Annotated in this window: 13 protein-coding genes; 10 read left to right on the forward strand and 3 right to left on the reverse strand. The window is 58.5% G+C overall.

Annotation, left to right across the window (positions count from 1 at the left end; translation table 11 throughout):
- Positions 1-76 precede the first annotated feature (76 nt).
- From B7L71_RS08935 to B7L71_RS08950, 4 genes are all read left to right on the forward strand, one after another.
- Complete coding sequence (locus B7L71_RS08935) at positions 77-1,549, forward strand: TolC family outer membrane protein (protein WP_081137436.1); 1,473 nt, start codon at positions 77-79, stop codon at positions 1,547-1,549.
- Between the two features lie 66 nt (positions 1,550-1,615).
- Positions 1,616-2,887, forward strand: a complete 1,272-nt coding sequence (locus B7L71_RS08940; RefSeq protein ID WP_081137438.1) for an efflux RND transporter periplasmic adaptor subunit — start codon at positions 1,616-1,618, stop codon at positions 2,885-2,887.
- Positions 2,887-6,075: an efflux RND transporter permease subunit gene (locus B7L71_RS08945; RefSeq protein WP_081137439.1), complete on the forward strand. Its 3,189-nt coding sequence runs from the start codon at positions 2,887-2,889 to the stop codon at positions 6,073-6,075. The genes B7L71_RS08940 and B7L71_RS08945 overlap by 1 nt, the downstream gene beginning before the upstream one ends.
- Before the next feature lie 220 nt (positions 6,076-6,295).
- Positions 6,296-6,970 (forward strand): hypothetical protein, encoded by a 675-nt coding sequence (locus B7L71_RS08950; RefSeq protein ID WP_081137441.1) that lies wholly within the window; start codon positions 6,296-6,298, stop codon positions 6,968-6,970.
- 6 nt (positions 6,971-6,976) lie between these two features.
- Here B7L71_RS08950 and B7L71_RS08955 read toward each other — a convergent pair whose 3' ends face one another.
- Complete coding sequence (locus B7L71_RS08955) at positions 6,977-7,906, reverse strand: alpha/beta fold hydrolase (RefSeq protein WP_081137442.1); 930 nt, start codon at positions 7,904-7,906, stop codon at positions 6,977-6,979.
- 61 nt (positions 7,907-7,967) lie between these two features.
- Positions 7,968-8,579, reverse strand: a complete 612-nt coding sequence (locus B7L71_RS08960) for a TetR family transcriptional regulator (RefSeq protein WP_081137444.1) — start codon at positions 8,577-8,579, stop codon at positions 7,968-7,970.
- Positions 8,580-8,778: 199 nt separating this feature from the next.
- Between B7L71_RS08960 and B7L71_RS08965 the strand changes: the two genes are divergently transcribed.
- Positions 8,779-9,810, forward strand: a complete 1,032-nt coding sequence (locus tag B7L71_RS08965) for a succinylglutamate desuccinylase/aspartoacylase family protein (RefSeq protein WP_081137445.1) — start codon at positions 8,779-8,781, stop codon at positions 9,808-9,810.
- 185 nt (positions 9,811-9,995) lie between these two features.
- Positions 9,996-11,447: a catalase gene (locus B7L71_RS08970; protein ID WP_081137447.1), complete on the forward strand. Its 1,452-nt coding sequence runs from the start codon at positions 9,996-9,998 to the stop codon at positions 11,445-11,447.
- Between the two features lie 65 nt (positions 11,448-11,512).
- Here B7L71_RS08970 and dusA read toward each other — a convergent pair whose 3' ends face one another.
- Complete coding sequence (gene dusA / locus B7L71_RS08975) at positions 11,513-12,565, reverse strand: tRNA dihydrouridine(20/20a) synthase DusA (protein WP_081137448.1); 1,053 nt, start codon at positions 12,563-12,565, stop codon at positions 11,513-11,515.
- 579 nt (positions 12,566-13,144) lie between these two features.
- On the opposite strand from dusA, the gene B7L71_RS17320 reads away from it, so the two are divergent.
- The 4 genes from B7L71_RS17320 to B7L71_RS17325 form a co-directional block, all read left to right on the forward strand.
- Positions 13,145-13,285: a hypothetical protein gene (locus B7L71_RS17320; RefSeq protein WP_170919470.1), complete on the forward strand. Its 141-nt coding sequence runs from the start codon at positions 13,145-13,147 to the stop codon at positions 13,283-13,285.
- On the forward strand, positions 13,285-13,389 hold the full coding sequence (locus B7L71_RS18005) for a hypothetical protein (RefSeq protein WP_446497420.1): 105 nt from the start codon (positions 13,285-13,287) through the stop codon (positions 13,387-13,389). Before B7L71_RS17320 ends, B7L71_RS18005 begins: the two co-directional genes overlap by 1 nt.
- Positions 13,390-13,483: 94 nt before the next feature.
- Positions 13,484-14,569, forward strand: a complete 1,086-nt coding sequence (locus B7L71_RS08980) for a ParB N-terminal domain-containing protein (RefSeq protein ID WP_157808955.1) — start codon at positions 13,484-13,486, stop codon at positions 14,567-14,569.
- Positions 14,562-14,867 (forward strand): hypothetical protein (locus tag B7L71_RS17325; protein WP_212636746.1); only part of this gene is annotated, 306 nt, incomplete at its 3' end. The genes B7L71_RS08980 and B7L71_RS17325, both read left to right, overlap by 8 nt.

A 14,867-nucleotide genomic window follows, 5' to 3' on the forward strand; every position in this document is an offset into this window, starting at 1 on the left:
ATGAATGTAACTATAATGCCCACTCTTTCAGACTGGCGCCGCGCGTCTTCCAACGTTGACACCTAGAGGCAATCCCATGCGACTAGCACACTGGGCAGTCAATGCCCCTTTACGCCCCTTGCTACTGGCCGTGCTGACCTCCTCCTTCATTCTGCCTGCCCAGGCGGCTGACCTGATCACCATCACCCGTGATGCGTTGAACAACAACGCCGCCCTTGCCTCGTCACGCGCCGAATTTTCTGGCGTAGAGGCGGGCCGGGACGTAGCGCGCGGCGGCTTGCTGCCCCAAGTGAATGCTTCCGGGAGCGTCGTGCACAACCAGCAGTACGAAAGCCAGGGTTCTGCGCGGGGAGCGGGCGTCGGCGTGGGTGCCGACCAGGCCGCGGTGGGGGTCAGCGATGACCGTTACAACACCGCATCGCTGTCGTTGGAAGCGACCCAGGCGCTGTTCAATGCCGTGACGCGCCAGGAACTCAACCAGGCCGAGCGCCAGATCGATCAGCAGGTTTACCTGCTGGCCGCGACGGAACAGCAGCTGCTCATCGACGTGGTCAGCGCCTACTTCGATATTCTGCGTGCCCATGAGGTTCTGGAAGCGCGTCAGGCGCAAGAGCGCGCCATTGGCCGCCAGCTGGAGCAGGCTCGCGAGCAGTTCGAGGTCGGGCTGATTGCGATTACCGGAGTGGAGGAGGCGCGGGCCAGCTTCGACCAGTCTCGGGCCGACCGCATTGCCGCCGAGAGCAGCCTGCAAGTGGCGTTCGAAGCGCTGGAGCAGTTGACCGGGCAGCGTTACGCCAACATCGATGCCTTGGGCGACGCCATGCCGATTGCGCTACCTGCGCCCACCGACCGTGACTATTGGGTCGACCAGGCACTGGAGCGCAACCCGCAGGTGCTGGCCCAGCGGGCAGGCATCGAGCTGTCGCGGGCCGGTGTGGAAGTCGCCCGAGCAGGGCGTCTACCCACCGTGCAGGCGTTCGCCAACTATCAATACTCGGACAGCGACAGCGATGTGGTCAGTGGCTACAACTCTTCTAGCCAGGTAGGCGTTTCCGCCAACCTGCCGATTTACACCGGTGGCAGCACCAGTGCGCGTATTCGCCAGGGCACCTTCCAGCTCGAAAGTAGCCAGTACGACTTCGAGTCCCAGCGGCGCACCACGATCCAACAGGTGCGCTCGCTGTACACCCAGGTCAGCAATAACGTGGAAACCGTGGATGCTCGCCGCCAGGCCATTGTGTCTACCCGCAGCGCTCTGGAAGCAACGCGCGCAGGCTACGAGGTGGGTACCCGCAATATCGTCGATGTGCTGAATGCCGAGCAGAACCTCTATAACGCCATCGCCAGCTACGCCGAAGCGCGCTACGACTACGTGGTGAATCTGATGTCGCTGCGCCAGCAGTCGGGCATGCTGGACGTGGCGGCCATCGAGGAAGTCAATGCCTGGCTGACCGGTGACAGCGTCAACTTCACCCTGCCTGAAAGCAACGCGCCTGATACTTACCAGCGCGCGATGGACATTGGTGCTCCTCCTACCCCAGGCGCCTGAGCGCGGCCAATGGGGGCACGCCTGCGATCCGTCAACGTACAGAAAAAATGAATGGGAATTCGACGCATGAAAAGAGTGATGCACTCCACCCGGGCGAGCCTGGTGACGCTGATCGCCGTGCTGGCGCTGACCGCTTGTGGCCAGGAACAGCCGTCCCAGGAGCAGCAGGGCCAGCAGCAGGAAGCGCCACCCCACGCGGTGGAAGTCGCTGAAGTAAGCCGTCAGGACATTCCGCTCAACAAGTCCTATCCTTCGCTGCTGCGTAGCGACAGTGAAGTCACGCTGGTGGCGCGGGTCAACGGCTTTCTGGAAGAGCGGCATTTCGAACCCGGGCAAATGGTCGAGGAAGGAGATCGCCTCTACACCATCGAGCCGGACTTGTACCAGGCCACGGTGAACCAGCGTGAAGCAGACCTGCAGAGCGCCCGGGCAGAGCTGGCACGCGCCCAGCGGGATGCGCAGCGTTTCGAGCAGCTGCTGAGCCAGAACTCGGTCAGCCGCCAGCAGTACGACCAGGCGCTGGCAGAGCAGCGGGTTGCGCAGGCCAGCGTGGCACAGGCGGAAGCCGCGCTCACCAGTGCCAATCTGGACCTGGGCTACTCCAACGTCACCGCGCCCGTTTCGGGCATGATCAGCTTGAGCCAAGTCAACGTGGGCAACCTGGTCACGTCAGGCACTGAGCTGGCCACCATCACGCCTCTGGACCCGCTGGAAGTGCGCTTTCAGCTACCCCAGCGCGATGCCTTCGAGCTGCGTCGCCAGTTGGCCGCAAGCGCCGGTGACATGTCCTCCATTACCGCCCATCTCAGCGTGCCCGGGTTAGCGGGTAGCGCTGGGGGTGAGCTGGCGGGACGCTTGAACTACCTCGGTTCCCGCGTGGATACCGGTACCAGTACGGTGCAAGCCTCGGCCACGTTCGACAACCCCAATGGTGATGTGTTGCCTGGCCAGTTCGTGCGCGTACGCCTCGAAGGTCTCAAGCGCTTCGACGTCATCGCGGTGCCTGAAATTGCCGTTACCCAGGGGTTGATGGGCCCTCGTGTCTTTGTGCTGGACGACGAGAGCAAGGCGCGTGAGCGGACGGTTCAACTGGGCGATGTGGCTGGCCCCTGGCAGATCATCGTGGATGGCCTGGAGCCTGGCGAGCGCGTTGTGGTAGGTGACCCGGCGGGTCTCGAGCCGGGCATGGTGATCGACCCGGTGCGTTTCGATGGCGGTGCAGAACAGCTGGTCGATGACGTGGAAGAAGCCGAAGCGCAGGAGCAAGCCGAAGCGGCTGCCGAGGTGCCCGAAGGCGCCGGTGATGCGCCCGCGGAAGGGGAAGAGGGTGCTCAATAATGAATTTCTCTAACTTCTTTATCAGTCGTCCGATATTCGCCACGGTGCTGGCGATTATCCTGACGCTGGTAGGCGCGATGGCGATGCGGATATTGCCCATCGAGCAGTATCCCAGCGTGGTGCCGCCCACGGTCTCGGTACAGGCGCAGTTCCCCGGTGCCGATGCGGAGACCGTGGCACAGACCGTGGCCGCGCCCCTGGCGGAAGCCATCAACGGCGTGGAGGATATGCTGTACATGACCTCCAACAGCGCCGACAACGGCCTGATGAGCCTGAGCGTGGCGTTCAACATCGGTACCGATGGTGATATCAACACCATCAACGTCAACAACCGCGTGCAGGGGGCCTTGTCCCAGTTGCCAGAGGCCGTTCAGTCTCAGGGTGTCACCGTGGAGCTGCGTTCCGACTCCATTCTGATGCTGGTCGCGCTGACCTCGCCCAGCGGTGACTACAACAATGTTTACATGCAGAACTATGCCACCCTCAACATTCTCGATGAGCTACGCCAGGTGCCTGGGGTGGGCAATGCCGAGGTGCTGGGGGGCGGCGAGTTTGCCATGCGGATCTGGATGGATCCCGACAAGCTGGCCCAGTACGACCTGACCCCGAGCGAAGTGGCCAGTGCCATTCGCGCTCAGAACACCGAAATTCCGGCCGGTAGTCTTGCCGCGACGCCCCAGAGCGAGCCGCGTGCTTATACCTACACCATTACCGCTGGCGGGCGTCTTTCCAGCCCGGATGATTTCCGCAATATCTTCCTGCGCACCAATGCCGATGGCTCTTCGCTGCGCCTGGAAGACGTGGCACGGATCGAGCTGGGCGCCTCTTTCTACGGTGTGGATGCGCGTTTGAACGGCGCGACCATGACGCCCATCATCATCAACCAGCAGCCGGGCGCCAACGCGCTGGAAACGGCCAACTCGGTTCGGGCGACCATGGAAGAGCTGGCTGAACGCTTCCCGCCGGGGCTCGAGTACGTGACGCCTTACGATACGACGCTGTTCATCGATGCGTCTGTCGAGACGGTTCTCAAGACGTTCATCGAAGCGTTCCTGATCGTTATCGTGATTCTGTTCATCTTCCTGCAGAACTGGCGCTTTACGGTCATCGCCATGTCGGTGGTGCCGGTCTCGGTGATTGGTACCTTTGCCGGCTTCTACCTGTTCGACTTTTCGATCAACCTGTTGACGCTGTTCGCGCTGGTGCTGTCGATCGGTATCGTGGTGGATGACGCGATTCTGGTGGTGGAGAACGTCGAGCGGGTGCTCAGCGAAGAGGACGATATCAGCGTTCGCGATGCCACCATTCGCGCCATGAAAGAGGTCGGTGGGCCGGTCATCGCCACGTCGCTGATCATGGCGGCGGTGTTCGTGCCGGTGGCCTTCATGGGCGGCTTCACGGGCCAGATCTACCAGCAGTTCGCGATTACTGTGGCGATCTCGGTGGCGTTGTCGGCGCTGATGGCACTGACCTTCACCCCGGCGCTGTCCGCGATCTTCATCAAGCACAACCTGCACAAGACCCGTCAGTCCGCTTTCAAGCGTGCGATTACCACGCCGCTGCGCCTGTTCGATCGTTTCTTCGCAGGCTTCACGGCGCTCTACATGTGGTTCGTGAAGAAGCTGGTGCGCTTCTGGGTGCTGGCGCTGGCGCTGACCGTGGCTGTCGGGGCGGGCTCTTACTGGCTGTATGCCAATACGCCCTCCACGCTGGTGCCCGAAACGGACCAGGGGATCGTACTGGTCAGCGTGTCGCTGCCGGACGCCGCTTCGCTGGATCGTACCCAGAACTACATGGCCAAGCTAAGTGCTGCCATTGAAGATATCCCAGGCGTGCAGTACTCCTCGGCGGTGGCGGGGTATGACATTCTCTCCAGCGCGGTGAACACCGCACGCGGGATCATGTTCATCAACATGCAGCCCTGGTCGGAGCGTGACCTGACCGCCAACGAGCTGGTGGGCCGTATCATGCAGCTGGGTGCCAGCATCGACGGTGGTTCGGCCATGGCCTTCAACGTGCCGCCCATCATGGGGCTGTCGACCACTGGGGGCTTCACCGGCTACCTGCAATCCTTCGACGGCGCATCGCCCCGTGAGCTGTATGAAGCATCGCTGCAGATCATGGGGGCGGCGAACCAGCACCCTGCGCTGAATCAAGTATTCTCCACGTTCAACATGAACGTTCCCTCGTTCCGGGCGGAGATCGACCAGCAGAAGGCGTTGAGCTACGGCGTGGCCCTGGAGAATATCTCTTCGGCACTTTCCAATACCTTTGGTAATGGCTTCGTCAACTTCTTCAGCTACCAGAACCGTAACTTCCAGGTGTATTTGCAGAACGAGGACGAGTTCCGCAAGACCCCCGAAGACATCAACAATGTCTACGTGCGGGGCGGCAACGGTGAGCGCATCCCGTTATCCGAGTTCGTGACGCTGGAGCGCCAGGTAGGGCCTTCGGTAGTGTCACGCTTCGGGGTGTACATCGGGGCGCAGTTCCAGGGCGGGGCGGCTCCGGGCTACAGCTCGGCGCAAGCCATCGCGGCCATGGAAGAAGTCGTGCTGGAAACGCTGGGGCCGAACTGGGGCATGGGCTGGACCGGTACCGCGTATCAGGAGGCCAACCTGGGCAATACCGCCATGCTGGCCATCGTGTTCGGTATCCTGATGGTGTTCCTGATCCTGGCGGCCCAGTACGAGAGCTGGTCCTTGCCGCTGGCGGTCTTGACGGCCACCCCGTTTGCCTTCCTCGGGGGGATTGGCGGTATCGTGCTGCGCGGGCTGGATACCAGTGTCTACGTGCAAATCGGTATGCTGGTGGTCGTGGGGCTGGCGGCCAAGAACGCGATCCTGATCGTCGAGTTTGCCGAGCTGCAGCGTAAAGAGCAGGGCAAGACGATTCGTGAAGCCGCGATCACGGCGGCCGAGCTGCGCTTCCGGCCCATCGTCATGACCTCGCTGGCGTTCATCTTTGGTACGCTGCCGCTGGCCCTGGCCACCGGGGCCAGTGATGTCAGTAGCCACCATATCGGCACCACGGTGGCCGTGGGCATGGCGTCCGTCGCCATTCTGGGCAGCCTGTTCATTCCCAGCTTCTACGCCATGATTGCCACTGTTTCTGACTGGCTCTACCGCAAGCGTCATCCTGAACGCAAGGAGGATGAACAGGCGGCGCTGGGGCACGATCAGGCCTGACCTGATCGCCAGCGATCCACCAGACGGGCACCCCACGGGGTGCCCGTTTTTTGTGGGCGTCGGGCCAAAGGCTGATACGGGTCAATGCCCGAGCTACTGACATGGCTAAGATGAGCTAAGCTGAAAGTGACCATCGTTTTAGCCTGAGTAGCACAATAATGGTCGACAATAGGCTCAGGCGAGAACAAGACCGGGCAGCTTGCCCGGAGGAGAACACGCCATGCAAACCTTCATGTCTGCTGCTCTGCAGTTTCCAACCATCGTCTTTGCCCTGTTGCTGGTGCTGGGCACGCTCTATTGGCTGCTGGTGTTGTTGCGATTGGCGCCGTTGGAGCTGTTCGAACGCGATAGCCTGCGCGATGACCACATGGCGAGCACGCTCGTCTCGCTGGGCTTTGCAGGCGTGCCGGCCTCGCTGGCGCTGAGCCTGCTCGTTCTATTGGCAGGCGCCATCTCGCTGGCCGTCGAACTACTGGTGCTACGCTGGCTACCGCTGGGCATGTTGAGAGTGCCCGTGGGCGTGCTGGTGCTGTGGGCTTCCTTTGCCGTTGCTTCGCCGCTGGCGGCCGCCGTGTGTCACGCCCTGCAGCGTGGGCTGCATCGCTACCCGCCGTTCCAGCGCCGTTGCCTGCTGGGCGCTACCGCGGTGGTGATCGAGCGAGACCAGCAGGGCGGTGCCACTGCTCGGCTGCTCAATGAGCCAAACAGCGTGGTGCGCTTGCATTGCAAGGCGGGGGATTGCCCCCAGCCGGGTGAGCACCGGGTATTGGTCAAATATCTGGCCAGTGAAGGGGCCTACCGCAGCGTCATGGAGCAGGACTACCTGGATACGCGGGTACGTCTCAACAGGCTGCGTTTGCAGCACAAGCATCACCCCAACGGCTACCCGACGTAACCAGTCCTATCTACCGCCTCTCAGGTAACGCCACACATCTGCCAGCCACTGGCTGAACGTGCCAGCTGGCTGGGCAGGTGTCGCCGTGGACGGCGCGGCTAACGGAGTCGTCAGAAAGCGCTGTATGGGTTTGACCTGCTGGGTGTCGTTGAGCATCGGCGCATGCCCGCAGCCCGGCACGGTCATGGTCACCAACGATGGCTGTGACTCGGCCATTTTGGGCAGCGTCTCGGCGGCCAGCAGAGCCGACGTTTCACCGCGAATGACCATGAGCGGGCAGCGAATCTTCGCCCAGTCGGCCCAGGTATCCCGGGGGGTGTCGTGGATAAACTGCTCGCCTATGCGGGGGTCGAAGTGGTAGGTCCAACTGCCATCGGGCAGGCGTCGTGCGCTATTGAGCGCCAGCTCGCGCCACTCCGCCTCGCTGGTGATGCCGAAGCTGGCATAGTGCTTGATCAGCTCTGCCTGCAGGTTGGCAAAGTTGTTGAAACGGTGGGTGACGCCAAAGTAGCTCGACAGCGCAATCAGCCCTTCCTTGTCGAGCTCGGGCCCAACGTCATTGAGGACCAGACGCGCAATGCGTGCTGCGTGTTGCTCGTCGGCGGCGATCAGCATACCAAGCAGCCCTCCCATGGAGGTGCCCAGCCAGTCCACCTGCTCCAACTGGTAGTGATCCAGCAGCGCGATGGCGACGGTGACATAGTGGCTGTAAAGGTAGTCATGGGCGGGAAACAGCGACCAGCTCGATAGGCCGCGCCCTGGGGTATCCGGGGCCAGTACGCGCCATTCGCTGCCTAACTGGCGGGCCAGGGCGGCAAAATCACCGCCGTGGCGAGCCAGCCCGTGCCAGGCAATCAGGGTTCGTTTGGCATCGGGGTTCCAGATACGTACCGCAATTTCCAGCTCACGCACGCGAACAAACTCCAAGGCATCCATACACGGCTCCTGTCATGGGGTGCCTGTAGTATAGATGCAATGCTGCGGTGCAGTAGAGCCTTTACTTGCGCATCATGCGGATCAGCGTATCGATGATTTCTGCGCCGCGCTCGGAGACAGAAAAAGCATCCGGCGTGCGCAGCCAATCATGAAACAGGCCACCGAGCGCGCACTGCATCAGGCGGGTGGCCGTTTCCGGGCTGATATCTTCGCGCATATCCTGCTGTTGCTGGGCCAGTTGGAACACCGGCAGCATTTCGTCGAAGCACTCTTCGCCGATTTCATCCTGCATGGCAATGGGGTTGATATCGCTGAAGAATTCACAGCGGTGAAGCAGGATCGACAGAATACGCTGATGGGAAGGTTGCTCGATACGCTGCAAGCCTGCGTGGCAGGCCAGGCGAATGGATTCCAGCGGCGAGACGTGTGGGTCGGCGTTATTGACTTCATCGATCAATGACTGGAAGGGCATGCGCACCCGCTCCACCAGTGCCATGAACAGATCGCCCTTGTTCTTGAAGTGCCAATAGACGGCGCCGCGGGTCAGCCCCGCATGGCGGGCAATCTGCTCAATCGAGGTGCGAGCAACGCCTTTTTCGAAAAACACCTCTTCAGCCGCATCCAGCAGCGCTTCGCGCGTTGCCGCAGCCTCCGCTTTGGTTTTTCTTGCCATGGAACCTCACCTCACTCTCGACACGTATGCGGCGTATTTTATATGAACTCGCCGGTTTTTTACATTCAAAAGTGTATGGTTGATCAGAGAACTTCATAGCGTGCGTTAACAAAGATGTCGGATAATGCTAAACAGAGTTTTCAGACATCAGGTTTTCCAACCCTTTAGCTACTGCACGATGCTTGATCGAGGAGTTGTCATGGCGCGAGCGCCTTTTACGCTAGCCGGGCATGAGGTGTTGCCCGGCCAGCGGTTACAGATCGATGTGCCGGTGGCACGCCTCTATACCCACACACCGCTGCATATTCCCGTCGAGGTGGTGCATGGCCGCAAGGAGGGGCCGGTCATGCTGGTCTGTGGCGGTATCCATGGGGATGAAATCAACGGCGTGGAAATAGTGCGGCGCGTGCTGCGCTCGAAGTCCATCAACAGCCTGCGCGGAACGCTGATTGCCGTGCCGGTGGTCAATGTCTTCGGTTTCTTGCAGCAGACCCGCTACCTGCCCGACCGCCGCGACTTGAACCGCTGCTTTCCAGGCAGCGAAAAGGGCTCGCTGGGGGGGCGTATTGCCGCGCTGTTCAGAGATGAGATCGTCGATCATGCGACGCATATCATCGACCTGCACACGGGGGCGATTCATCGCACCAACCTGCCGCAAATTCGTGCGCAGTTGACCCCTGGCAGCGAAACCGAGCGCATGGCCGATGCCTTTGGGGCCCCGGTCATTCTGAATGCCGAACTGCGGGAAGGCAGCCTTCGCCACTACGCGCAGAACCTGGGCATTCCCGTGCTGACCTATGAAGCCGGTGAGGCACTGCGTTTCGATGAGTGGGCGATTGCGCCTGGCGTCAAAGGCATCCTCAGAGTCATGCGCCGCTTGGGCATGCTGAGTGGCGAGCAGCGCCGCCGTACCCCCGCCCCCGCCGAGCTGGCCAATGGCTCCAGTTGGGCGCGTGCGCCTATCGATGGCATTTTACGGCCCCAGGTGCGCCTGGGGGCGCGCGTGGCCAAGGGCGAAGTGCTGGGCAAGGTAGCGGACCCCTTCGGCAATGATGAGGGCGAGGTGCTGGCCATGGCCGATGGCATCGTGATTGGCATGAGCCGCTTGCCGCTGGCCAATGAAGGCGAAGCGCTTTATCACATCGCTCGCTTCGATGAGATAGAGGAAGCCGAGACGGCCATCGAAAGCTTTCAATCCAGCCTGGAACCGCCTCCCGACTCCCTGTATTGAGCTTTTTAATAGCAAATATTGATCGCTTCAATAGCCAACGTTAAGGCGCCATGGATGGCGATATGCCTGCTTGTTGACTATACCTGTGGGGGAGCCAGCCAGCGCAAAGGCGAAAGCCTCGTGCGCTGTGGGCCATTTCCAACGACGCAACGGCGTCTGGTCGAATGTGACAAGGAGGAAGCGCCATGAGTAGCCACCAGCACCCCACCACCAATGAAGCCGGTATTCCGGTTGCCAGCGACGAGCACTCGCTGTCGGTAGGGGCCGATGGTCCCATCGTCATGCATGACCACTATCTGATGGAGCAGATGGCGGCCTTCAACCGTGAAATGATTCCTGACCGTCAGCCCCATGCCAAAGGCAGCGGGGCGTTTGGTCATTTTGAAGTGACTCAGGATGTCAGCCAGTACACCAAGGCTGGCTTTCTACAGCCGGGCAAGAAGACCGATGTGCTGATCCGCTTCTCGACCGTGGCAGGCGAGAGCGGAAGCCCAGACACTTGGCGGGACCCCCGCGGGTTTTCCATCAAGTTCTACACCGAGGAAGGCAACTTCGACATGGTGGGTAACAACACCCCCGTGTTTTTCGTTCGCGACCCGATGAAGTTTCAACACTTCATTCACTCCCAGAAACGCCGGGCTGACAACGGTCTGCGAGACCACGACATGCAGTGGGATTTCTGGACGCTGGTGCCCGAGTCGGCCCACCAGGTGGCATGGCTGATGGGAGACCGGGGCGTTCCTGCCACGTGGCGGCACATGAACGGCTATTCCAGCCATACCTATATGTGGGTCAATGAGGCAGGCGAGCGGTTTTGGGTGAAGTATCACTTCAAGACCGACCAGGGCATCAAGTGCATGACCCAGGAGCAGGCCGACCAGATGGCCGGTAGCGATGCCGACTACCACCGTCGTGACCTCTTCGAAGCCATTCAGCGGGGGGATCACCCTACCTGGACTTTGAAGATGCAGATCATGCCCTTCGAAGATGCCAAAACCTACCGCATCAACCCTTTCGACCTGACCAAGATTTGGCCCCATGACGACTACCCGCTGATCGAGGTGGGCAAGCTGACGCTGGACAGGAACCCCACTGATTTCCACAGTGAAATCGAGCAGGCCGCTTTCGAGCCCAACAGCATGGTGCCGGGCACGGGGCTGTCGCCGGACAAGATGCTGCTGGCACGGGCGATCTCCTATGCCGACGCGCACCGTGCTCGGCTGGGGGTGAACTACAAGCACATTCCGGTCAATACGCCCAAATGCCCGGTGCACAGCTATGGCCAAGGGGGCGCAATGCGTATTCGTCACGCCACCGACCCTACCTATGCACCCAACAGCAAGGGTGGCCCCAAGGCAGATGGGCAGCGCTTCCCGGAAGACGCTGTGTGGTCGACCGACGGGCAATTCATACGGACGGCCTACACACTCAGAAAAGACGATGATGACTGGCGCCAGGCCCACGCACTGGTGCGCGACGTGATGGACGATGCTCAGCGCGAGCGGCTGGTATCCAATGTGGTCGGGCATCTCTCGGGAGGCGTCTCTGAGCCGGTACTGGCCCGGGCGTTCGAGTATTGGCGCAATATCGACCAGGAGGTGGGGGAACGCATCGAGCAAGGCGTTCGCGAACAGTAGCCTCTTGAACGAAAACGCCCAGCGATCAGCTCGCTGGGCGTTTGCTTTGAGCAGCCCGTTGGCCGTCAGGCCACGGGCTGTTTTGTTGCTTGCTCATCCACTGGCGGTGTATCGGTGTCCGGCTCACGCACCAGGCCGAGCGCGTCATCGAGCAAGCGTAACCCCGCACCCTCTTTATGGGCGTGTTCCGACAGGTGACGGCGGAACCGGCGCCCGCCCGGGCAGCCCTGGAACAGCCCCAGCAAATGCCGCGTAATATGATTCAGCTTGGCGCCCTCATCCAGGCGCTGCTGGATATAGGGGCGGAAGGCCGTGGCCGCCTCCAGACGCGTGCGGGCCGGGCCGGGCTCACCAAACAGCTGCTCATCGACACCGGCCAGTAGCCATGGGTTCTGGTACGCCTCACGGCCTACCATCACGCTGTCCACGTGCTCCAGCTGCGCCTGGCACTCGGCCAGGGTTTTAATCCCGCCGTTGATGCCAATGTGCAGCTCTGGGTGGCTCTGCTTCAAGCGATGCACCCGAGGGTAGTTCAGCGGTGGAATGTCACGGTTCTCTTTCGGGGATAACCCCTGTAGCCAGGCTTTGCGGGCGTGAACGGTAAACACGCTGCAGCCTGCCGAAGCCACGATATCAATGAACCGTGCCAAATCGGCGTCTTCATCCTGGTCATCGATACCAATACGGCATTTCACCGTTACTGGAATCGACACCGCCGCCTGCATGGCCTTGACTGCGGCGGCCACTTTTTCGGGGTGGCCCATCAGGCAGGCGCCAATCATGTTGTTCTGCACTCGGTCACTGGGGCAGCCCACGTTCAGGTTGACCTCGTCATACCCCCACGCCTCAGCAATCGCAGCACACTCCGCCAACTCTCCCGCATCGCTACCCCCCAACTGCAGGGCAATCGGATGCTCCACCTCGCTGTACCCCAAAAAGCGCTCACGCGGGGAGCCGTGCAGCACCGCACCGGTGGTCACCATCTCGGTATACAGCAGCGCACGCCTGGTCAAGGTGCGAGCAAACGCACGGTAGTCTCTTGTGGTCCAGTCCATCATGGGGGCCACAGAAAACAACCTACCCCTGTCGGCACTGTTGTTGCTAATGAAATCAGTCATTTAAGAAATTCTGTAACTGTATGAATATACATATATATTGCCACCTGATACCGTTAAAAACCGCCCTCAGTGTACCGCCAGTGTACCTAGTGGCGGAGAACGCCCACTATCCAAAAATCCTGGTACACCAATAGCGAGTTTTCAGAAGCGGCAAGGGGAATGGCGGACTATTGTACGGAAGAAAGGCCATCCCTCACAGAGTAAAACGTGCAGCACCAACGCTCGGGCTCAGAAGTGGGCAGGCCAGGCCGAGGATTTCATCACCGTGCTATCCGGTGGAGAGGATGTCTTGTTTGTCCTGTGCAATACCGCGCAATATCAGCTGGCGAGCAGGGGCCGTCCTGGAAAGCACTTCAAGCTGTTGAATCCGCTTCATCTCGGCACATGCGAGCTTGTTGAGCTAGGCCATCATGGGCTGCTGGCAGCCTAGCGGGTTATAAATTAGCTTAGGGTTAATGGTGTTGCGAGGGTTCATGGGTTAGGCTCTGAATATCAAAGACGATGCATTTTAACCCGCAGTGCTCGTGCACACGTGCCAGCTTGCGCTGAAGGAAGGGCTCGTCAACGTGCAACGATTCGATGGACGGTACCTTGGCCGATGGCGATTGGGGGCTGGTGGATCGGAGTAACCGCGATCCGAAGCAGGAAGGGGTGTTCTTGCTGCTGGTGAGCGGCGGATTAAGCGGGTACAGCGACTGGCGGGCGGGGCGCTGTATCTGATTAGCGATAACGACCATTACCAGCCGGAAATGATCAAGCCGCAGGATATGCACGATGTGGAAATCTTGGGGCGGTGTGTGGTTCGGATTGGGCGGGTGGTTTGAGTTTACAGCGTATTGGTAGAAAAGCATTTCTTATTACTGATATGAATAATTATTAACAGCCTATTAATGCATGAATTTTAATTTGGGGTGCGATATGGCCAAATATCCTTATTCAAAAGAATTATATACAAGTGAGTTATTGTTTGATCCAGAAAACCCTAGGTTTCCTAGAGAGGTTTCGTCTGGAGCAGACAGCGTCATCTTAGAGAAGATGATTCGAGATGAGCGTGTTGCAGAGATTATGCAAAGCGTGGGGGTTCAAGGCTACTTTGAAGGTGAGCCATTACTGGTGGCGCAGGTGCCAAGTAGTGATGATTATTATGTCGTTGAAGGTAATCGCCGCTTAGCTGCTTTGAAACTCCTCAACGGAGAGCTTGAAACTCCAAAAAGACTTAAAAGTGTTGTTTCAATAATAGACGATGCGTCCGAAAAACCTAATAAAGTGCCGTGTATAATTTTTTCAGAGAGAAAAGATATCTTAAGATATTTGGGTTTTCGCCACATTACTGGGATAAAAGCTTGGGGGCCGCTTGCTAAAGCTAGATACTTAAAACAATTAAGAGAAGATATATATGCCAATGAGCCAGAAGATGAGCAACTCAAAATGCTCGCTAAGGAGATAGGCAGTAGATCTGACTATGTTGGAACTATGCTTACGGGTCTTGAATTATATGATAAGGCGAAAGATAGTGAGTTTTTCAATTTGCCGGGCATTAATGAAAAAAGTATCGAATTTACACTGTTAACTACTGCTATTGGTTATAGAAATATTTCAGATTATATTGGTCTTGATAGCAAAGTTGATACCCAGTGTGAGCATGTGGAAAAAGATAGACTCAAGGACGTGTTTTCTTGGATATATTCCCAAGATCAACAGGGAAATACTATTGTCTCTGATTCAAGGAAGCTTAAAGACCTTGCAGCTGTTGTGGCCAATCAGGATGCAGTTTTGAATCTAAAAAAGAAAGGAGATTTAAATGAAGCCTTTCTTATGACTGAAGGGCCGCAAGTTGCTTTTTCACAAATGCTTGAAGCGGCAAAAAAGCGGTTAAGTTTGGCTTATGAAACTTTGCCCGCGGTCAAAGAGCTCGATAAAAGCCACTACGAAGAAATTCAAAATATTTTCGAATTAACAAAAAGTATTCGTTTGGTTATTCAAGGGCGATTAGATGATGAATAATGGTATCCTGACAAAATTAGATTCTTTACCAAGGCTGCCTGACGTATTTGTATGGAGTGACTATATTGAACTTCGCTGCTTAGTTCATCCTGATAAAGCTTTTTCTCGCTCTGATTTGATGGAAACACAGGAAGAGATGACAGATACGAGAGATGACGCGGATGATATTTCAGATGAGGAATATGCCTATGATTTAGGTATTAAAGTTGATGATTTTCAACATGATGATATGTATCAATCTACTCCAGCTAAAAATGATCGTTTGCAACAGAAAACTTACGAGCGTTTTGTACATTTA

The sequence above is a fragment of the Halomonas sp. BC2 genome (assembly GCF_002078115.1).
In the GTDB taxonomy this organism is placed as follows: domain Bacteria; phylum Pseudomonadota; class Gammaproteobacteria; order Pseudomonadales; family Halomonadaceae; genus Vreelandella; species Vreelandella stevensii.

Coding starts and splice junctions, on each gene's coding strand:
- B7L71_RS08980 (WP_157808955.1), top strand. CDS start 13,484: ATGGCCAAATATCCTTATTCAAAAGAATTATATACAAGTGAGTTATTG.
- B7L71_RS08935 (WP_081137436.1), top strand. CDS start 77: ATGCGACTAGCACACTGGGCAGTCAATGCCCCTTTACGCCCCTTGCTA.
- B7L71_RS08955 (WP_081137442.1), bottom strand. CDS start 7,906: ATGGATGCCTTGGAGTTTGTTCGCGTGCGTGAGCTGGAAATTGCGGTA.
- B7L71_RS08945 (WP_081137439.1), top strand. CDS start 2,887: ATGAATTTCTCTAACTTCTTTATCAGTCGTCCGATATTCGCCACGGTG.
- B7L71_RS08960 (WP_081137444.1), bottom strand. CDS start 8,579: ATGGCAAGAAAAACCAAAGCGGAGGCTGCGGCAACGCGCGAAGCGCTG.
- B7L71_RS08965 (WP_081137445.1), top strand. CDS start 8,779: ATGGCGCGAGCGCCTTTTACGCTAGCCGGGCATGAGGTGTTGCCCGGC.
- B7L71_RS08970 (WP_081137447.1), top strand. CDS start 9,996: ATGAGTAGCCACCAGCACCCCACCACCAATGAAGCCGGTATTCCGGTT.
- B7L71_RS17320 (WP_170919470.1), top strand. CDS start 13,145: ATGGACGGTACCTTGGCCGATGGCGATTGGGGGCTGGTGGATCGGAGT.
- dusA (WP_081137448.1), bottom strand. CDS start 12,565: ATGACTGATTTCATTAGCAACAACAGTGCCGACAGGGGTAGGTTGTTT.
- B7L71_RS08950 (WP_081137441.1), top strand. CDS start 6,296: ATGCAAACCTTCATGTCTGCTGCTCTGCAGTTTCCAACCATCGTCTTT.
- B7L71_RS08940 (WP_081137438.1), top strand. CDS start 1,616: ATGAAAAGAGTGATGCACTCCACCCGGGCGAGCCTGGTGACGCTGATC.